The sequence below is a fragment of the SAR202 cluster bacterium genome, assembly GCA_009392515.1.
Taxonomy (GTDB): domain Bacteria; phylum Chloroflexota; class Dehalococcoidia; order Lucifugimonadales; family UBA6952; genus UBA6952.
Genome location: VFGE01000032.1, coordinates 25,922 through 45,978, shown reverse-complemented (window position 1 = coordinate 45,978; position 20,057 = coordinate 25,922). Strand labels below are relative to the sequence as shown.

At 35.9% G+C, this 20,057-nt stretch carries 18 protein-coding genes and 1 tRNA gene; 10 read left to right on the top strand and 9 right to left on the bottom strand.

The window, feature by feature from the left end:
* Window positions 1-115: 115 nt before the first annotated feature.
* Both hflK and FI695_05040 read right to left on the bottom strand, forming a co-directional pair.
* Complete coding sequence (gene hflK / locus FI695_05045) at window positions 116-1,198, bottom strand: FtsH protease activity modulator HflK (protein ID MQG51328.1); 1,083 nt, start codon at window positions 1,196-1,198, stop codon at window positions 116-118.
* Window positions 1,199-1,262: 64 nt separating this feature from the next.
* Window positions 1,263-1,339 (bottom strand) — tRNA-Ile (locus FI695_05040).
* Between the two features lie 159 nt (window positions 1,340-1,498).
* Between FI695_05040 and cgtA the strand changes: the two genes are divergently transcribed.
* From cgtA to pyrE, 3 genes are read left to right on the top strand one after another with little or no spacing between them, the layout of a single operon-like run.
* Window positions 1,499-2,728: an Obg family GTPase CgtA gene (gene cgtA / locus FI695_05035; protein MQG51327.1), complete on the top strand. Its 1,230-nt coding sequence runs from the start codon at window positions 1,499-1,501 to the stop codon at window positions 2,726-2,728.
* Complete coding sequence (locus tag FI695_05030) at window positions 2,719-3,306, top strand: nicotinate-nucleotide adenylyltransferase (protein MQG51326.1); 588 nt, start codon at window positions 2,719-2,721, stop codon at window positions 3,304-3,306. Before cgtA ends, FI695_05030 begins: the two co-directional genes overlap by 10 nt.
* Window positions 3,306-3,932 (top strand): orotate phosphoribosyltransferase, encoded by a 627-nt coding sequence (gene pyrE, locus FI695_05025; protein ID MQG51325.1) that lies wholly within the window; start codon window positions 3,306-3,308, stop codon window positions 3,930-3,932. The genes FI695_05030 and pyrE overlap by 1 nt, the downstream gene beginning before the upstream one ends.
* 8 nt (window positions 3,933-3,940) lie before the next feature.
* Here pyrE and FI695_05020 read toward each other — a convergent pair whose 3' ends face one another.
* Genes FI695_05020 through FI695_05005 form a run of 4 tightly spaced genes read right to left on the bottom strand, consistent with a single transcriptional unit; the run spans window position 3,941 to window position 9,279 of the window.
* Window positions 3,941-4,888 (bottom strand): hypothetical protein, encoded by a 948-nt coding sequence (locus tag FI695_05020; protein MQG51324.1) that lies wholly within the window; start codon window positions 4,886-4,888, stop codon window positions 3,941-3,943.
* A 2-nt stretch (window positions 4,889-4,890) separates the two neighbouring features.
* The gene (locus FI695_05015) at window positions 4,891-5,337 is read right to left on the bottom strand and encodes a nitroreductase family deazaflavin-dependent oxidoreductase (protein MQG51323.1); all 447 of its coding nucleotides are present in this window, start codon (window positions 5,335-5,337) and stop codon (window positions 4,891-4,893) included.
* A 4-nt stretch (window positions 5,338-5,341) separates the two neighbouring features.
* Window positions 5,342-6,730 (bottom strand): MmgE/PrpD family protein, encoded by a 1,389-nt coding sequence (locus FI695_05010; GenBank protein ID MQG51322.1) that lies wholly within the window; start codon window positions 6,728-6,730, stop codon window positions 5,342-5,344.
* Between the two features lie 8 nt (window positions 6,731-6,738).
* Window positions 6,739-9,279 (bottom strand): DNA gyrase subunit B, encoded by a 2,541-nt coding sequence (locus tag FI695_05005; GenBank protein MQG51321.1) that lies wholly within the window; start codon window positions 9,277-9,279, stop codon window positions 6,739-6,741.
* A gap of 172 nt (window positions 9,280-9,451) precedes the next feature.
* On the opposite strand from FI695_05005, the gene tsaD reads away from it, so the two are divergent.
* Entirely contained in the window at window positions 9,452-10,489 is a 1,038-nt protein-coding gene (tsaD, locus tag FI695_05000) for a tRNA (adenosine(37)-N6)-threonylcarbamoyltransferase complex transferase subunit TsaD (protein MQG51320.1), read from the top strand.
* On the opposite strand, the gene FI695_04995 is transcribed toward tsaD, so the two are convergent.
* Together FI695_04995 and dnaA are read right to left on the bottom strand one after the other, a co-directional pair.
* Window positions 10,473-11,024 carry a hypothetical protein gene (locus FI695_04995; protein ID MQG51319.1) on the bottom strand — a complete coding sequence of 184 codons (552 nt, stop codon included), beginning with the start codon at window positions 11,022-11,024 and terminating at the stop codon, window positions 10,473-10,475. The two genes, tsaD and FI695_04995, sit on opposite strands and share 17 nt — an antisense overlap.
* Before the next feature lie 63 nt (window positions 11,025-11,087).
* Complete coding sequence (dnaA, locus tag FI695_04990; GenBank protein ID MQG51318.1) at window positions 11,088-12,458, bottom strand: chromosomal replication initiator protein DnaA; 1,371 nt, start codon at window positions 12,456-12,458, stop codon at window positions 11,088-11,090.
* Between the two features lie 132 nt (window positions 12,459-12,590).
* On the opposite strand from dnaA, the gene FI695_04985 reads away from it, so the two are divergent.
* Window positions 12,591-13,559 carry a methionyl-tRNA formyltransferase gene (locus tag FI695_04985; GenBank protein MQG51317.1) on the top strand — a complete coding sequence of 323 codons (969 nt, stop codon included), beginning with the start codon at window positions 12,591-12,593 and terminating at the stop codon, window positions 13,557-13,559.
* Between the two features lies 1 nt (window position 13,560).
* Here FI695_04985 and FI695_04980 read toward each other — a convergent pair whose 3' ends face one another.
* A complete protein-coding gene (locus FI695_04980) occupies window positions 13,561-14,229 on the bottom strand; it encodes a 50S ribosomal protein L25 (protein ID MQG51316.1) in 669 nt (222 codons plus the stop codon).
* A 182-nt stretch (window positions 14,230-14,411) separates the two neighbouring features.
* On the opposite strand from FI695_04980, the gene moeB reads away from it, so the two are divergent.
* From moeB to glnA, 5 genes are all read left to right on the top strand, one after another.
* The gene (gene moeB / locus FI695_04975) at window positions 14,412-15,242 is read left to right on the top strand and encodes a molybdopterin-synthase adenylyltransferase MoeB (GenBank protein ID MQG51315.1); all 831 of its coding nucleotides are present in this window, start codon (window positions 14,412-14,414) and stop codon (window positions 15,240-15,242) included.
* A 53-nt stretch (window positions 15,243-15,295) separates the two neighbouring features.
* The gene (locus FI695_04970) at window positions 15,296-16,228 is read left to right on the top strand and encodes a cysteine synthase family protein (GenBank protein MQG51314.1); all 933 of its coding nucleotides are present in this window, start codon (window positions 15,296-15,298) and stop codon (window positions 16,226-16,228) included.
* A 17-nt stretch (window positions 16,229-16,245) separates the two neighbouring features.
* Complete coding sequence (locus tag FI695_04965) at window positions 16,246-16,896, top strand: response regulator transcription factor (GenBank protein MQG51313.1); 651 nt, start codon at window positions 16,246-16,248, stop codon at window positions 16,894-16,896.
* Window positions 16,897-17,090: 194 nt separating this feature from the next.
* Window positions 17,091-18,296 carry an ammonium transporter gene (locus tag FI695_04960; protein MQG51312.1) on the top strand — a complete coding sequence of 402 codons (1,206 nt, stop codon included), beginning with the start codon at window positions 17,091-17,093 and terminating at the stop codon, window positions 18,294-18,296.
* Window positions 18,297-18,464: 168 nt separating this feature from the next.
* Window positions 18,465-19,907 (top strand): type I glutamate--ammonia ligase, encoded by a 1,443-nt coding sequence (glnA, locus tag FI695_04955; protein ID MQG51311.1) that lies wholly within the window; start codon window positions 18,465-18,467, stop codon window positions 19,905-19,907.
* Window positions 19,908-20,057: the final 150 nt, after the last annotated feature.

Genomic DNA, 20,057 nt, shown 5'->3' with positions numbered 1-20,057 from the left:
TGTATAGCACCAAACCTAACAATTGCGGCATATTCCGTTTCGTCAACAATAAATAAGGCCTGGATCCCGAAGAATCCTGCTATGACCAAAGCCCCAATTAATAGTTGTAGTTTTCTCACGGTGTTGTACTACTACTTTCGTTTAATGGTAAAAATTGTAATAAGTTGCCTTCGTTTTCAGGGTCAAGAACATACTTTTTAACACCAGGAAGAACTTCTTCCATTGCCTCTAGATATAGTCGCTGTCTTGTTACCTCTTTTGATTTTTTATATTCGTCAAGTAGGGCAGAAAATCTATTTGCCTCACCTGTTGCTTTTAATATTCTTTCTTCCTTGTATGCTTGAGCTGCATTAGTGACCTTCTCTGCGTCACCTCTTGCCTTAGGAAGCTGGTCTTGTTCGTAAGCCAATGCCGCGTTTATAACGGACTCTTTGTCGACCCTTGCTCGAACAACATCGTCAAAATCTTCTCTAACTTCGTCAGGTGGCCTTACGTTTTGAAGTCGTACTTCAAGAACTTCAATACCTGTTTCGTAAGAGCTAAGCATCTCTTGCAACATAAGAAGAGTGTCTGTTTGAACAGCTTCTTTGTTTGTGGTCAAAATATCATCAACACTTCTTTGCCCAACTACCTGCCGCAACGATGCTTCCGTGGCATCAAGAATTGTTAGTCCGTCTGGAGCGCCCTCTCTAATTTCTCTATCTGGACTTCCAGGATCGTCTACATTGTACAAATAAGCACCTAGGTCACCGATTCTATACTGAACAATGAGTTGTACATCAACAAGATTAAGATCTCCTGTAATCATTAATGCTTCTTCGCCAACATCTTGTATTGCACCACCCGGACCTGTTCTAAATCCAACTTCAAGTCTTTTGGTTTCTGTAACAACCTCTTTTTGAACCTGTCCTATAGGTGCTGGCCAAAACCAATGAAGGCCTGGTCCCCTTAAATTATTGGTAAAAGATCCAAGTAATTTTTCGGCAGCCTGTTCGGAGGGTTCAACCCTATAAAGTCCAGTTGCTGCCCATACAAGTATTAAGGCAAGAAGTATACCAGGTATGAAAAAACGTCCAATTTGGGGACTAAATCCACCAAACCCACCAGAAAACGAACTTTTGATTTTTTCAAAAAGTTCATCTAAATCTATTTCTTGTTGAGGCCTTTGTTGAAAAAGGCTTAAGATCTTACTTTTCATATGTTTCCTATTAATTCAACGTAATACCAGTTTATTATTTTTAGGGTTGAATTACAAGGGTTAGTGGTGGGCGATCCTGGACTCGAACCAGGGACCTCAGTCTTATCAGGACTGCGCTCTAACCAGCTGAGCTAATCGCCCAAAAGTTTATTTGCTCTATCTATCAGAAGTATATATATTCAAAAAATGATGTCAAGAAAGTATTATTGATTATAATTAATAATATAACTATATATATTAATATATTTATATAATATGTAATGATAATAATACTAATAATAGTAAGAGAGTTAAATAAGAGTGGAAACAGAAATAAATATAACTTTTCAGGGAGGAACTGGTGGAAACGGATGTATTAGTTTCCGAAGAGAAAAATACGTTCCTAAAGGTGGACCTGACGGAGGAGATGGTGGGTTTGGTGGAAGTGTTATTCTTAAAGGGACTACCGCAGAATACGACTTACGAAAAATTAAAGGTAGAAATATTATAAAAGCAGCCAGGGGAGAAGAGGGAAAAAGTAGGAAGAAAACAGGAAAAGCAGGGGAAAATAATATTATAAATGTTCCGTTGGGAACTAGGGTTAGTGACACAGTAACTGGGAAAATTATAGGAGAAATAATGGAAGAAGGGGAACAGTTATTGGTGGCTCAGGGGGGAGTTTATGGAAAAGGAAACACTCGCTTTTCTACTTCTCGAAATAAAATACCTCTTTTAGCAGAAACAGGAGGTCCTGGGGAAGAAAAAAAAGTAGTAATGGAACTTTTCCCCTTGGTAGATATTTGTGTAATGGGTGATCTTTCGGGATATGCTAAAAGTATATTTGAAAGTATAACCAATATTAACCGTGGTCAACAGAATGAAGAGGTTAATATCGCACCACATAGCTCCTTTCAGGTAAGAGAAGTAGAACTGAATTGGACTAAGTACCAAATTGGATTAATCTCTTTTTCAAATAACAATGTTGATCAGTTGCAAGAAAGCTTAAATTTAATTAAAAGGGCCAAGGTTATAATCCTAGTTTTAGAACTTGATGAAGTTGATATAAATATTGAAAATATTGCCCAATTTCTAGCTTCAAATACTATATATACCCGTAGTCCAGAAATTACATTTATTAAGGAAGAGCTTGATTTATTAGGGGAAGAATATATTGAGCAAAAACAAGCTGAATATGTAGACTTAATCCAGTATGAAAAAGAATCAGAAAACATAATAAGGCATATAAAAGAGAAAGCCATAAATATTTTAAATAAAGAATTTTTATACAAAAAACAATTGGAAAAAAACAATGTTATTCATACAACTGAAGAAAAAAACATAACTAAGGTTGAAAAAAACAGCGAAGGATATGTTGTTTTTAATTCTAGAGCTGAAAGACTCGTTGTGTTACCGGACCAAAGAAGTTTTGCTGCAAGAATACAATTAAGAAAAGAGCTAAATACTATGGGGGTAATAGATGCTCTTGAAAAGGCAGGGGTAAAACAAGGAGACAATGTAAAAATAGGCAAGAAAGAGTTCATATGGGAATAAATAAGATAGGCATACTTGGAGGAACTTTTGACCCTATTCATACAGCACACATAAAGTTAGCAGAAATAGCGATGGTTGAGTGCAATTTGGATAAAGTTTTATTTATACCAGCAGGTAATCCTTGGATGAAAAAAGACACGTTGATTACAAGTCCAATCCATAGATTAAATATGGTTAATTTGGCTATAGGAAATAATTCTTCATTTTGTATTTCTGATATAGAAATAAAGAGACTAGGAAACACATACACAATAGACACACTAAAGGAACTAGGTGTAGATAAATCCCAAAAAGAATATCATTTAATTTTAGGCAGTGATTCTTATAAAGAAATAAGTAGATGGAAAAATCCAGAAGAAATTATCGAAATTGTGAGGATAATATTATTTACTCGCAAGGGTGACACTCTACCAGAAACTATAAATCATACCGTTACCATAATTGATGAAGAAATAGAGGAAATAAGCAGCACTTTAATAAGAAAAAAGGTTCAAACCAATGATTCGTTACAAGGACTTGTGCCTAAAAACGTAGAAGAGTATATTTTTAAAAATAATTTATATAAAAAACAAGTGTAATGAATAAAACAATTCCAGAAAAAATTTTATCAAACCAGGCTGTTGTCGTAGATCCAACAATGCCTTATATATTAGCTTCAGGTGTAAATAGTCCAATTTACTGTGATATGAGGAAGCTCTTATCGGATGTAGAAACACGTGGAGAGATTATAAATAAGATAGCTGATCTAATCGAAAGAGAAAGGTTTAATAACTACGTGGTAGTGGGAGTTGCTACTGCTGGTATTCCTTGGGCATCTTTATTAGCACAAAGGCTTAATAAACCCTTAGCATATGTTAGACCAGAGCCAAAAGATCATGGTCTAGGAAAACAAATCGAAGGCAGTATAGATAAGGGACGAAAGGTCATTGTTATAGAAGATTTAACTAGCACCGGGGGGTCTGCAATTCGTTCTGTTGAAGCGATTCACTCAGAAAATATAGAAGTTCTTTCTTGCTATAGTATTTGCTCATATAAATCCAAACTAGCCAAAGAAAGATTTCAAGAACTACAAATAAAACACTCATTTTTGTTTGGGATTGACGAAATCTTACAAACCGCACTCAAAAATAACTATCTTTCCTCGAAAGAAATTAAACTAGTTGAAGATTGGTTAAGAACAGGCCCTTTTAACTCAGACATTTAATATATAAATCAAAGAGGGAGATTTACTGAAGCCAGAGAAGTGGTTTGGCCTAACTGATTTGTTCCCCTTACTTCAAGGTCTAACCTTTTTTCTTTTTCGGTGTTATTAATTGCAAGAACTTTTCCAGAATAAGTAATTATATCTCCGGGGCGCACAGGCTCGAGAGCGCGTTCATTAAAAGTGCTGTTAATAATAGCATTTTTGCCAAACGTTTTTTCTACAAGATGTAGCATAAATCCAACAGCAGTAGGGCCAGATAATGTTGTTCCACTGAAAACAGTAGCTTCTGCAAAAGCTTCGTCTACATGAAGCAAAGCAGTTGGGCTAGGCTCCTTGTTGGACCAGTTGTTTAGCTCATGGTACTTATTGATAGTTTCTTGAGAGATAGCTCGTTGTAATTGAGGGATAATATCGCCTTCAGATATATTATTAATATCAAAATTATTTGTTTCGGTTCCAATATTTGCGCTTATTGTTTGGGCCGTTCCGGGGCTTCTTGATTTTTGGCCTTTCGAGAATTCCCACATTACATTATATCTATAATTAATGACAGGTTCGTTATTTTGATTTTTTGCCTCTACACCTATGGATAAAAATCTATTTCCTGAAGAGCTTTCCCATTTCTTTTCAAAGAAAGCAGTACTTGTAATAGTGTCGTTTTCTTTAATTGGAGTCCCTTTCCATTCTATATCTGTTCCAACAAAAGGTGTAGAGCGACTATTCTGTTCTGCTTCTTCTGGTGAAATAAAACCGTTTTCATGCATTACGTCTAATCTACGTGCAGGAGCATAAATAAAAAACATCCCTGCCGGAGCATGTAGAGAATCCCCCTTGCCAGTAGCAGCATTATCTTCAATAGATTCATTATAATTAAGTATCATTTCCTTTGTGATATTTATTGAGGTTGGTTTTGCAGATGTGCCTATTAAAATTTGATCCCATTCTAAAACATTCATAATTAGTGTTCTCCTTTGTATGGTTCTGCTATAAATACAGGTATTATTCTGTCTGTTATTTCTTGATAATCTTTATAGGGTGGATAAGCTGCAACAGCTAGGTTCCATAACCGTTGGCGTTCGGGGCCTTCATTAATTTCCCTAACTTTCATTTTATATACTTCTGTTCTGTCACGTATTTCAACCAAAGGGTTTTCTTTTAAATTATAATACCAAAGAGGGTTTTTGGGCGCACCGCCCATTGATGCAATCAACACATAGTTTTGTTTGTCTTGAACAGTCATTACAGGGGTTTTTCTGATAGCACCTGTTTTCCAACCAATGTGGGTGATTATAATACAAGGCAAGCCCGTGTCTCTTAATGTTATTCCTTTAGTTCCTCCACTTTTTTCATATAATTCAACTTGGTCGGCAACCCACTGTCGTGGACTTGGAATATATTCTTTCATTTTTTTACCTTTCGATAATCAAAGCATCTAATAACGTTGTTAAGTTTTTTTGATTTTCTAAATCCCAAATCAATGTGGATATTTTTGATGACTGTTCTTTGGAGATCATGGTTTCTGCCAGATTTGTAAACTTGTTTGTTAGCTCATCGTCAGTTAAAGGGTTTTTGTAATGGCCTTTGGGATAACTAGTTTCTTTGGTAATAATCTCCCCTCCAATAAGTTCCACTCTCATTTTACAGTTTGATTCCTCTGGCCGTTTATTTGTAAACGATGGGTTTTCTATGATTTTTATTTTTGAGATAATGTTTCTGATTTCTTGACTTGTTATTCTTTCTTCAGTAAAGCTATTTATTCCTATATCTCCATATAAAAAAGCAGAAGCAACCATAAAAGGAATACTATGGTCGGCGCTTTCTCTTGTTCTGGGATCCCATTTTTCCGGATGGCTTTCTGGAGTACTTACACAATTAGAATATGTTTCTATTTGTATAGATTTTATTTCGTTTATATTAATTAATTTTTCTATTTCTAATGCAAGGCCTGTAGGTGCTTGGGTGAGAATTTGGGCTGGAAAAAATTTAAAATCTGTTCTTGTTATGCCAAAAGGCTCAAATCGTGCTGATATAGCAGAAGAAATACTTATTATCTGAGGTTTTGTTGGAGTCACGTTTAATTTTTCCCATAGACCATTTTTTCCTTCAAAGGGCTCATAAGGGCCCTCCATTCCTTCTTTTGCTAATACTGAGGCAAACACTCCTGCTTTTGTTGCATTAGCTGTAGCGCAACCTTTCCATAAGGATAGTTCACCCACTCTTGTGGCAAGGAGTGGTAAATTAGGAACTAAGGAGATGGAAAGTGAGTGGCCCAATTCTTCTTGTGACAAACCGAGTAATTTGCCCGAGGAAAGCGCTGCGCCTATCCCCACACATAAACCTTGATCCCATTCTCTGCCACCCAACATGGGTGCAACATCTGATATACCACAAAATACCTGATATGCTAGAGCTATACTAGTAATAATCTCTTTTCCGGTAGATTCTTGGTATTCGCCTGCTGCAAGTGAAGCTGACACCATATCGCTAGGATGGCCACCACCAGGTGAAAAATAAGAATCATTGAAATCTAGATATCTAATAGCAACAGCATTGGCAAACGCAGCAACATCTATGGTTGTATTATTTGCTGTTCCTATAACTCTTGATATGGGAGACTCGGTGGCCTTTGGGGCTATTTTTCTTGCTATTATTGCTGTTTTGGAATTAAATCCGCCTAAGAGGCAACCAATACTATCTAATAATGTTCTTTTAACCTGATGAACCGTTTTGCCATCTAGATCTGAAAATGATAAATCGTATGCGTATGAGCTTAGCGTATCTTTAGTTGCATCCACCATCTACTTCCCTAAATATCAAGATTAGTTACGTTTCTAGCTTCTTTCTGAATAAATTCTCTTCTTGGGGCAACTTCATCGCCCATAAGTCTGACAAACATATCTTCTGCTTCGTTATTTTGTTCTTCTAGTAACGATTCTTCCGCCTTATCATCTGCTATCCGCACTCGTAGCATAACTCGAGTTTCTGGATTCATGGTTGTATCCCATAGCTGTTCAGGATTCATCTCTCCTAGGCCTTTATATCGTTGTATATTTATTCCTGATTGATCGGCGGAACGACTAATTTTTTCAGCTAAAAGGGGCCAGTTAATGTCTTCTTCGACAATAGTTCCGTTTTTTTCGATGTTATAATTATCTATAGAAATATAATCTTTAAGTTCTTCCCATGCAGATATGAGAAATTCAAGATCATAACTTTTAAATATGGATTGATTTAAAGTAAATGACGTTTCGTCATTTTTAATTGTCCATGTAGATATTCCCTCATCATCAGTTTGTTTTTTGTCAACAGATAGGCCAATTTCGGTGATTAAAGCTTCTATATGTGTTGATTCGATTTCTGATATAGACATTAAATTACTAACCCAATTTATTTGTTGTGACGATAGTATTTTAAAAATAATATTTACAGGAATGCCAGTATTCTTGGAAACACTTTCTATAATATTATTGAATTGGTTTAGTCTGTTGGCGACAGATTGCATTTTTTCTCCTGAAAGCGAAACAGACCCGTCTTTAGATGACAACTTAACCCCCGATAAAGTTGTTTTGACTAGCCATGCTTCTTTATCTTCTTCAGAAAACAACCATTCTTCTTTTTTCCCTTTAGACGCTTTGTATAAAGGGGGCTGAGCTATATATAAATTCCCTTTGTCTATGAGGGGCCTCATGTGTCGAAAGAAAAAAGTAAGTATAAGTGTTCTTATATGTGACCCATCAACATCTGCGTCTGTCATTATAATCACCTTATGATAGCGTAGTGAATCATAATCAAATTGAGGTACTTTAGAATCTTCTTGATATCCGTCACCATTATCATTTTCTATATCGTCTGTATCACTGGTATATAGCCTGGAATGATATTTTGTTCCAAGTGCGGTTATAATATGTCTAATTTCTTCATGTCCGACCATTTGGTCTTCTCGGGCTTTTTCAACATTTAGGATTTTGCCTTTTAATGGCAAAATTGCTTGAAATTTTCTATCTCGACCCATTTTTGCTGACCCACCAGCTGATTCTCCCTCTACGAGATAGATTTCACTGAGAGAAGGGTCTTTTTCTTGACAGTCAGCTAATTTGCCTGGCAGCGAGCCTCCATCCATAGCGTTTTTTCTTAAAACCATGTCACGGGCTTTACGAGCAGCCTCTCGGGCTTTTTGTGAAGTTAGGCATTTCTCGATAATGCGTTTAGCTATTGTTGGATTTTCTTCTAAATAGTATTCCAAACCTTCTGAGACGGCTGAGTCTACTTGACTACGAACTTCTTGGTTTCCAAGTTTTGCTTTAGTTTGTCCTTCAAATTCGGGGTCTAATAATTTTACACTAACAACTGCAGAGAGCCCCTCCCTTGTGTCCTCTCCGGTCATACTAGGCTGATCGTCTTTAATAAAGTTTTGTTTTTTTGCATAATCATTTATTGCTTTAGTCAGAGCAGAACGAAGACCTGTTAAATGAGTACCTCCATCTGGTGTATGTATGCAGTTTGCAAATGCGTAAGTTGTATCTGAATATCCTGTGTTATATTGCAGGGCTACCTCAATCATTGTTTCTGAAACTTCTTTTTCGATATGTATAGGATCTGCATTTAAAACAGTTTTGTTGTTATTAAGGTAATCTTTAACATAGCTAACTATTCCAAGTTCAAAATAAAAGTCAGCTTTCCAGTCAGTAGCACCTTTTGATTTATGCCACTCACTTGTGAATTTAAGAGTAACTCCTTTGTTTAAGTAAGCCATTTGGCGGAACCGAGCGACTAAATCGTCGAAATCATAATCAATAGTTTTAAAAATAGCCTTATCAGGCATAAAAGTTATTGTAGTTCCGTGTTTTGAAGTTTTGCCAGTTATTTCCATGTCCCCTTTAGGTTTACCTTTAGCATATTCTTGAACATGGACTTTTCCGTCTCTATAGACCTCTACTTTCATGCTTCCTGCCAAAGCATTAACAACTGAAGCTCCTACCCCATGTAAGCCCCCAGAAACTTTATATGCCCCTCCTCCAAATTTTCCTCCTGCATGCAAAGTGGTCATTATAGTTTCCAGTGCAGGCCTTTTGGTTACTTCGTGGGTGTCAACAGGTATGCCTCTACCGTTATCTTTAACAGTGACCCAGCCTTCTTCATCAATATTTATTGATATGGTGTCACAATATCCAGCCATAGCCTCGTCAATTCCATTGTCCACAATTTCATATATGAGGTGGTGGATACCGCGCTGGTCTGAGCTCCCGATATACATACCGGGTCGTTTTCTTACTGCTTCAAGACCTTCTAAAACTTGTATGTCGCTGGCGGTATATTCAGCCTGATTATCTTTCTGACTTGTTGCCATAAATTCCTCTCATTAAGTTTTACTATCTTTTAATCGTCTTGTAATATGTTCTATGTTTGTGTATACGGATACGTTATTTTAACAAAATAGATATATACAGTCAAAGTAATAAACACCAATATTTGTATTTAATAGTAAAGAATGCACAATATATAGTATTGAATGGAGAATTATGATAATACTAGGAATAGAAACATCTTGTGACGAAACGGCCATATCTGTTGTAGAAAATGGTTCGAATTTATTATCAAATGTAATTCGTTCTCAGGTGGAAATCCATGCCCAACATGGGGGGATTGTGCCCGAGATCGCATCGCGAGCCCATGTTGCTGCAATTATCCCAGCTTTGCAACAATCGCTAAATAATGCAAATGTAAAAATTGAAGAAGTAGATAAAATAGGAGTAACTTTTGGCCCTGGATTGGCTGGATCTCTTTTAGTAGGTGTAAATCTTGCAAAAACCCTAGCCTATATTTACAAAAAACCTTTATTAGGTATTAACCATATAGAGGCACATATATATAGCTCCTGGTTGGAAAAGGACAACTTCTCTCCAAAATTTCCTTTGATTTGTATGGTTGCTTCTGGTGGCCACACGGAATTAATTTTGATGAGAAATCACGGAGATTATGAAATTTTAGGCCAAACCAAAGATGACGCCGCGGGAGAAGCTTTTGATAAAGCTGCTAGAGTTCTTGGCTTAAGTTACCCAGGGGGGCCTGAAATACAAAAACACGCATCAAATGAATTAGATGTATCTGATTTAGTTATGCCTAGGCCACTGTTAAGAGAAGGTTTGGATTTTAGCTTTAGTGGTTTAAAAACAGCTTTTTTAAATAAGGCTAGGGCAAAATCTAAAGAAATTGGTTTTGATTTGACACAAGACTCACAACTTGTCTCCAGAATGGCCTGGGAATTTCAGGAAGCCATTACAGAAGTCTTAGCGACGAAAATAGAACGGGCAATTAATATATCTGGTGCCAAAATGGCTATTGTTGGAGGAGGAGTGGCAGCAAATGCTAGATTGAGAGAAAGAATTGAAGGCGAAATCAGGCAAGTTCCGGTGGTAATACCTCGCCCCGGTTTGTGTATTGATAATGGTGCCATGATAGCAGCCTGTGCTTATTTTAAGCAATATGAGCATAATATAGAGTTAGACGTTAATCCTGGTTTGTCTATAGAAGATGACCCTGTTAGTAATTATCTATAGATATGGGTATACCAATTCCGGCGCTTTGGCTATATATAAAATTGATAATTTCCTCTGAGTCAGATAATGCAGTCTTTGACATTAAATCAATAACGAGTTCGTTTGAGCCAGTTTTAATTTTTAATTTTGGGATTTCTTGAGTGGCAAAATATGAAAAAAGATTAATACCAGAGAATCCAGCTATTGTTAACAAAATAAGCCAAGTAAGTATAGAAGTAAATCCAAAGGCAAAAGAAAACCACACCCAAACAAGAGAGGCAATACCAAAACCTATTCCGCATAATAAATCTGTATAAGTTTTTTTGGGTAAAGATAGCTCTGTGCTTGATATATCGTTTGTTTTGATTACTTGCGTTATATCTTTTTCTTCGGTAAAAGATTCATAAATTAGTCGAAAATTAGTTAAAGTTAAATATTCTGAGTCATTATTATCTGTAAGACTGTATCTACTTGTATGAATTTTTCCTGTTTCATTGCCGAAAAGATAAACAATTTTTTCGTTTTCTAGTAATGAAAAATGGCGATGTTTTTCCAATTAAAATCATCCAATCCTAATATATTTATAATTAACTATACAAATATATTATTATAATCTCAACTAATTTAGTTTATAAGATAGTTTTGGTGAAATAATTGATTTTATTGAAGTTATTTTTTTTGCAAATTCATTATTTGAAGACAATTCATTTTTTACCCAATTGTTTGAGGCTCTAATTGTTTTAGTTGTCCAGTTTCCAAAAAGTGGCACAATTTCTTGATACCTTAATTTTAAGATTTCTAGTGCAAGATACATAGCAACTTTTTGAGGCTCAGAAACCCTGCCACTTTGTTTGGTTTGTATTTTTTCTACACTAATTTTGTAATATTTGGCAACGATTGATATTAAATCTTCAGGAGAAACCTCAGTGATTGGCAAGTTATAAGATTCAGTATCAAGACCAAGTGCTAATTTTGCCAAGTCTAAATTAATATTTACCCCAGAAAATTCTGAGTAGGCAATCAATTTATTTAAATTACCTTCTAGTTCTCTAATACTATGGGTATATAAAGTGGCCAGAAGGCTAGTTACATCTTCAGTTATGGGTATATTTGCTTGCTCGGCTTTTTTTAAAACAATAGCTGCTCTAGTTTCTATTTCTGGGCTTTGAATATCTGCGACTAGTCCCCATTGAAATCTGGACAATAAACGGTCATGGATAAAATCAACATATTGGGGATGTCGGTCGCATGCTAATACGATTTGTTTGTTTGAATCATGTAGATCGTTAAAAGTATGGAACAGTCCTTCTTGTGTTTGTTCTTTACCTTGTAGAAATTGTATATCGTCTAAGATTAGCGCATCAGCATTTCGATACTTGGCGCGAAATTCATCTGTTTTTCTTTTCTGTATAGCTGTTACAAATTCGTTAGTAAATTGTTCAGTGGTTACATAAAGTATGCTTTGGCTATTTTTTCGCATCAGGTCCGCTATTGATTGTAAAAGGTGGGTTTTACCTAATCCAACACCTGAGTAAATAAATAGAGGATTAAATCTTCCTCCAGGCTCTGTTGCTACACTTAATGCAGATGAATATGCAAGCTTATTAGATTCACCTACTACAAAATTATCAAACCGGTAATTTGATTTATTAAATTTTGAAACTGGTTTTTTTGTTGCTTTTATGTCTATATTAGCTGGTGTTTTTGTAGGGGTTTCTCTATTTTTTGCAACAGTAAAAACGACTTTTGTTTTTATAGAACTTACTTCTTTGACGGCTGATTCTATTTGAGTTTTCATCTTTTTATTCAACCATTCTGAAACAAACGATGAGGAAACTCCAATAGTCAGTACGTTATTTTTGGAATTCAAAACAAAAGTATCTTTTAGCCATGTTTCAAAGCTGGCTTTTGGAATTTTCATTTCAAGTAAACCAAGAGTTGCTGACCAAATATTATTATGTTCAGGGATATTTTGTGTCATATTAAACATAATTCCGATGTTAGTTAGGGCCGGAAAACTAGGATATCACTTTTACCGCACTCAACTCCAAGAGAGAAGAAATGCAATTTTTATGAATTTTGATGTATTCTGTACCAAAGTAAGAATTAAAGGCAAAAAAAAATGAAATCATCAAAAATCAATATAATTTATTTTGGAACTCCTGAAATATCTGCCCATGTGCTTCAAAAAATCAGTGAAGAAAAAATAAACATAGTTGGTGTTTTTACAAGGCCAGATAGTTTTAACGGAAGAGGAAAAAAATTATTAGAAAGCCCAGTAAAACAATTATCAAAAAGTTTGAACCTACCCATATTTGAACCCAAATCTCTTAGAAATGATGCCATAATTGAACAAATTATACAATTATCCCCAGATTTAATTATTGTAGCGGCCTATGGGTTAATAATACCTAAAGAAATATTAGATATCCCTAGATATGGAGTGATTAATATACATCCATCTTTGTTACCAAAATATCGAGGCCCTTCTCCCGTAGCCTCTGCATTGTTAAATGGTGAGTCAATAACAGGAGTAAGTATAATGATGCTTGATGAAGGCATGGATACTGGACCAATACTAGCAGCCGAAAAATTCAGTATAAGGGCTGAACACAATACACAAACATTAACTGAAGAATTATTTCAAATCGGGGCTAAACTTCTTGTTTCAACAATTCCGCCATGGGTGTCTGGAGAAATAACCCCCATTAAGCAAAATACAGAAAATGCGACAACTACCAAACTGTTAACAAAAGATGATGGGTTTGTTGACTGGGGCTCTAATTGCGAATTTATAGCCAGACAAATTCAGGCTTTTAATCCTTGGCCAAGTACTTTTACAAGTTTTTCTTCCAAAAGATTAATCATTGAAAAAGGTTTTTCAGTGATTAATCCACAACTTAGCTCTGAGCATAATAAAAACCCGGGTTATGTTACCCAAACAGTGTTGAATGGCGAAGTTGTTACAGTGGTTGTATGTGGCGAAGGTTTTCTTGTACTCACACATGTGAAACTAGAAGGAAGTTCTTCACAGGATATTGAAGATTTTGTTCGTGGTAAGCCTAATTTTATTGGCTCAACTCTGGGATGAATTATTGATCTTCTGTAATTTCTTCTTCAGCGTTTTCGTCTGAAGAAGTATCGTCTGAAACAGGTTGTTCTTGAATTTCGCCGCTACCGCCAGTAGTTGCAGCCCTTCTAGGCGCAGATATCCTTACCACTACAGAGTCAGAATCTGTTAGTAATAAAACATCGCTGGAAATTTTAATATCAGACACACGTAAAACTTTTTCGAAAGAATCTAAAGACGATAGATCTATCTCAAGCCTTTCCGGTAGATCTTTCGGTAGTGCTGAAACACGTATGGTTCTCATGGTTTGGTTTATTCTTCCGCCATAAGATTTAATGGCGGGAGATTCACCGACTAAACCTACTGAAATATTAGATATAATTTCTTGGGTAGTGGATACTTCAAGAAAATCTACATGCAAAACTTTTTCTGTTACAGGATGTTTTTGAACTTCTCTTAAATATGTAAAACGAGGCTCTTTATCATTATCAATTGTTACAGATACTGGTGTGTTTGGACCTGCTCTATTTAGGAGTCTAGTTAACTCATCAGTTTCTACTTCTAAAGAAACCGATTCGATACCATTACCATAAAGGTGTATTGGTGTTTTTCCGTTTTTACGAAGGAAACGAACATTTTTCCCAATAACATCTCTTTTTTGAACTTTTATCTCCAAACCTGAATTTGCCATTTTTATATATACCTTGAAATCATTTAATTAATTAATATCTAAGAAATAACTATTCTAAGAAGTTTATAGATTATGTCAACCTTTAATGATAAATAGACCTAATTTTGCTATTTTACATAAATCTAAGATATCATGTATAGTCTATAATTCATAAGAAACAAAAATTTCTTGAGGGGGCTGTGATGACTCAAGGCAATGCGTTAACGCCTGAACAAGTCAATAGGTATAGTAGACATATAATTATGCCTCAAATAGGTAGTTTGGGCCAAAGAAAGCTGATAAATTCAAAAGCAGTTGTGATTGGAGCTGGAGGCCTGGGCGGCCCAGTTGCTCTTTACCTTGCTTTGGCCGGGGTGGGAACTATAGGGATTGTTGATTTTGATACAGTAGATTTAACAAATTTACAAAGACAGGTTTTACATGATAGTGAATCAATCGGAATGCCCAAGGTGGAATCTGCGTCTAGAACTCTAAAAAGATACAATCCAAATGTGAATGTTGTAACTCACGAAACCCCAATAAATTCTACAAATGCAATGGAGATTCTTGGTCAATATGACATTGTTATAAATGGTGCCGATAATTTTCCTACCCGTTACCTTGTTAATGATGCTTGCTATTTTTTAAAGAAACCTCTAGTAGACGGAAGCATTCTTATGTTTGATGGGCAAGCAACAACCTATATTCCTGGAACGGATAATGCATGTTACAGATGTTTGTTTAAAGAGCCACCACCACCAGGGTCGGTTCCAACTTGTGCCGAAGCTGGTGTTTTAGGGGCACTTACTGCCACTATTGGAAGTATTCAAGCAACTGAGGTTGTTAAAGTACTATTAGGTATAGGAACACCTTTAGTAAATAGATTATTACTATATGATGGATTGAGTTTAGACTTTAGGGTTGTGAAGTATAGAAAAAATAAAGACTGCCCTTTGTGTAACGGATCCCAAACAGAACTTATTGATTATTTAGAATTTTGCGGACTACCAGCTTCAAGCGAACTGGTTGGTTAATTCGGATAGGTATAATATTGTCTAAAGAGTTAAAATCAAAGAATAATAACCAAATTGAACGCCCCGGGATTTTAAAAGCTGTAGGAAACACCCCTTTAGTTGAAATGCCAAATATTTCTGTTAGTGAAGATGTGAGGCTTTATGCCAAATTAGAAGGAGCAAATCCTACCGGTAGTGTTAAAGATCGGATAGCTTTGCAAATGATTGAGATGGCAGAAGAGAACGGTGAAATTAAAAAGGGAGACACTGTTCTTGAACCATCAAGCGGAAATACTGGCATAGGTTTAGCCATGGTTTGTAAATTAAAAGGGTACAAACTTGAAATTGTTCTTCCTGAAAATGTAAGTCCAGAAAGAGTGCAGTTATTGACTGCCTATGGTGCAAAAATTCATTTTTCTGACGGAGCTAAGGGCACAAATGGATCTATAGATGTTGCTAAAGAAATGGTAGCCTCAGGGAAATATTTTTTCCCCTATCAATATGGGAACGAAGCAAACCCTTTAGCTCATTATTATGGGACAGGGCAAGAAATAATAGAACAATTACCAGAAATTGATATTTTTGTTGCAGGTTTGGGTACAGGTGGCACATTAATGGGTACAGGCAGAAGATTAAAAGAATTTAACTCAGAAATTAAAGTTGTTGCAGCTGCTCCTCAGCCTGGGGATGCTATACAAGCTCTGAGAAGTATAGAGGATGGATTTGTTCCTCCCATATTAGATTTAGACTTATTGGATGCAAGAATAATGGTGACAAGTGAAGAGGCGTTTAAAGCAACAAAAATGCTGTTAGATGACGAAGGTATCTTTGCAGGAATATCATGTGGAGCCGTGGTAGCAAGCGCTTTAAAGGTGGCTAGACGTTTGGATAAAGCAAATATTGTCTGTCTATTAGCAGACGCTGGTTGGAAATACCTTAGTACAAATTTATGGACCAAAGAATATGAAGATCTTCAAGAAGAACTTGAAAGCAAACTTTGGTGGTAATTTATTAACGGAGAAAAATGTTAAATTTACATGTTATTTCGACTAATGGTGATATATCTGAAGAATTAGAATCTGCTCTCAAGGCAGAGGATATTTCTTTCTTTTCGATTTTGGAATCTGAAGATTCTTCAATAGGTTTAGATGGGATTCTGCTTGAACTTACAAAAATAGATCACGATGTTATCAATAAAGCTAATGACATTTCTACAAAACTTGGAGTCCCATTTTTTTTAGCTGTTACAAAAGAAGTGCTTCCTTTTTATGATAGTTCATGGGGTGGTCGCGATTTTTTAACGAATCCATATCACCTTGGTGAATTTACTGCACGAATAAAGCAGAAGTCTGAGAATAATTTAGGTATAAATAATTCTATTCCTAGTATTATTACGGCTCAAAACCTAAGAATTGACACAGAGAAATACGAGGTTTTTGTTGCAAATACAAAAGTAATGTTGACGTACAAAGAATATAGATTACTTTGTATTTTGGCAGCAAACCCAGGTAGAGTATTTTCTCGAGAAGTTTTATTAACGGATATATGGGAATACGATTATTATGGTGGGACCCGTACAGTTGATGTACATATAAGAAGATTAAGAAGCAAGATAGAAATTAACGGTAATTTTTTTATAGAAACTATACGAAATGTCGGCTATAAATTCATCTAAATATTTTGCTAAACCCAATCACTAAATTTACATATAATTAACATTTAATTAACTTCTGTGTAATTATTTCTTTATTTTTTTTACCAATATTTAACATACAAGAAATAACTATGTAATTTTACCAATGCATCATTAATTTAATTATTTCACTAATGTCGATATTTATTATTCGACAATTCTACTTGGAGGTTAAAATGAACGATACTGGTAATTTAGCATGGATGATCACCGCGAGTGCATTAGTCCTATTAATGACGCCCGGGTTAGCTTTTTTCTATGGAGGTTTGGTACGAGCTAAAAACATAGTAAATACCATGATGTTCAGCTTTATTTCTATGGGCCTTGCAACCATTGTATGGGTTCTCTGGGGGTATAGTTTAGCATTTAGTGGTGGCGGTGCTTTTATTGGTAATTTAGAAATGATTGGTTTAAATGGTTTAGACGTAACTGATGGAGATACAATTATATTTGTAGCATTTCAAGGTATGTTTGCAATTATTACACCTGCACTAATTACAGGAGCATTTGCTGAAAGATTTAAGTTTTCAACATATATGGTTTTCTTAGTACTTTGGCTAACTTTTGTATACGCTCCTATTTGTCATTGGGTTTGGGCCTCAGATGGTTGGTTATTTAAAAGAGGTGCTTTAGATTTTGCTGGTGGTACTGTAGTTCATATCAACGCAGGAATTGCAGCAGTCGCTGCAGCATGGCTTCTAGGTCCTAGAAGAAATATAAGTTCAGGAGTTGAGCCACACAGTGTACCCTTTGTTTTATTAGGAGCAGGATTGCTTTGGTTTGGATGGTTTGGTTTTAATGCAGGGTCTGAACTCGCATCTGATGCCCGGGCAACTATGGCCTTTTTAGTGACAAACATAGCCGCAGGAACAGCTCTAACAGTATGGGTGATATTACAATACCTAAAGACTGGCAGATTTAGTGCTGTAGGTGCTGCATCTGGAGCTGTAGGTGGTTTGGTGGCTATTACTCCTGCCTCAGGTTTTGTAAACCCATTAGGAGCACTTGTTATTGGTGCAGGCGCTGGCGCTCTTTGTTATGGTGCAGTTATAGTGCGCTCAAATTTTAATCTAGACGATGCTTTAGAGGTTTTTCCTGTTCATGGTATAGGTGGTATTTGGGGAGCAATTATGACTGGAGTTTTTGCAGTCGAAGCCATAGGGGGCACAAAGGGGCTACTTGAAGGAAATGGATCAATTATGATTGAGCAAATAATAGCAGTAGTAGCTACCCTTGTTTATGGTTTTATTGTAAGTGCAGTAATACTTAAAGCCTTAGATATGGTGATGGGATTACGCGTTTCTGAAACCGATGAAGATATTGGAACAGATTTAACATCTCATGGAGAGCGTGGATATGTAGCTGATGGTGCTGATGCCTAGAGTGTATTTAATTTGTTAACACAATTGTAACCAAAAAGCGAAGAAAAATTCTAACTGTTTGGTATAATCACTAGATCGGTATATGTAATTCTTAGTCAAGCCTCGAAGAAATGCATATATCGATCAGTGCTATAAGGAAATCAAAAAAGTGAAGGTTTGAGGTGAAAGATGGCAAATGAACCAAAAAATATAAGCGATGTACTAAAACTAATGCAAGATACAGGGAGTGATATCCTTGATATTAAATTTATAGATTTACCAGGTACATGGCAACACGTTTCTGTTCCCACAAGTGAAGTTACAGAGTCTTTGTTTCAAGACGGAACAGGATTTGACGGATCATCTATACGAGGTTTTCAATCAATTGATGAATCGGATATGTTGCTGGTTCCGGATGTATCTACCGTTAAGAAAGATCCTTTTAACGATGGTCAATTAACAGTTATTGCAGATATAAGGGATCCATTGACTGGTGAAAGTTATTCTAGGGACCCTAGAAATGTTGCAAAAAAAGCTGAAGCATATTTAAAAACCACAGGAATTGGTGACAATTCATTTTGGGGTCCGGAAGTAGAATTTTTTATATTTGATTCAGTGAGATTTAGCTATGGAGCAAATCACGGGTATCATTTTGTTGATTCAGATGAAGGTATATGGAATTCTGGTGATTTGACAATGCTAGACGGTACAACACTTAATAAAGGGATGAGGCCTAGACATAAAGAAGGATATTTCCCTGTACCCCCTGTTGATACTTTACAAGATATTCGCTCAGAAATGGTTAGGACTTTAATAAATGGATTTAATATTGCTGTTGAAAAACATCATCATGAAGTTGCTACAGGAGGACAAGGCGAAATAGATATAGTTTTTGATAGTCTTGTACAAACAGCAGATAATGTAATGAACTATAAATATGTTGTGAAAAATGTAGCCGCTAAATATGATAAAGTCGTTACATTTATGCCAAAACCTCTCTTTAATGATAATGGGACAGGAATGCATACACATCAATCTATTTGGAAAGACGGAGTTCCGTTATTTGCTGGTGATGAATATGCTGGTCTATCAAAGCTTGCTTTAAACTATATTGGTGGGCTTATCAAACATGGAAAAGCATTAATGGCTTTGGCAGCACCAACTACAAACTCATACAAACGACTAACTCCTGGATTTGAAGCACCAACAATTTTGGCGCTTTCAGCAAGGAACAGATCTGCAGCATGCAGGATTCCTATGTATTTTCAAAATCCTAAAGCGAAGAGAGTAGAATTCCGTTCGGCAGACCCAACATGTAATCCATATTTAACATTTGCTGCAATGTTAATGGCAGGATTAGATGGTATTGAAAATGGCTATGAACCAGGAGACCCATTAGAATCAGACCTTTTCTCATTAAGTGCTGAAGATATGGCAAAATTACCTCAAGTTCCAAGTAGTTTGGAAGAAGCGCTGCAGGCATTAGAAGATGACCATGAATTTTTATTAAAAGGTGGTGTCTTTACCGAGGACCTTATTAGAGGATGGATTGATTTTAAACGTGAAAATGACGTAGATCCTGTTAGGCTTCGCCCTCATCCATATGAATTTTATTTAAGTTTTGATGCTTAATTATTGATATGTGTGCCCAGTAAATCTTACTTATTTAAGTGAGAGTAGATTTCGTTGACAAGTACAAATCTATTACTTACACTAAATTTAAGCGTTATTGAAGCAATAAGAATTCAAATAGGGGAGACTTTAGTTCTCCCCTATTCTTGT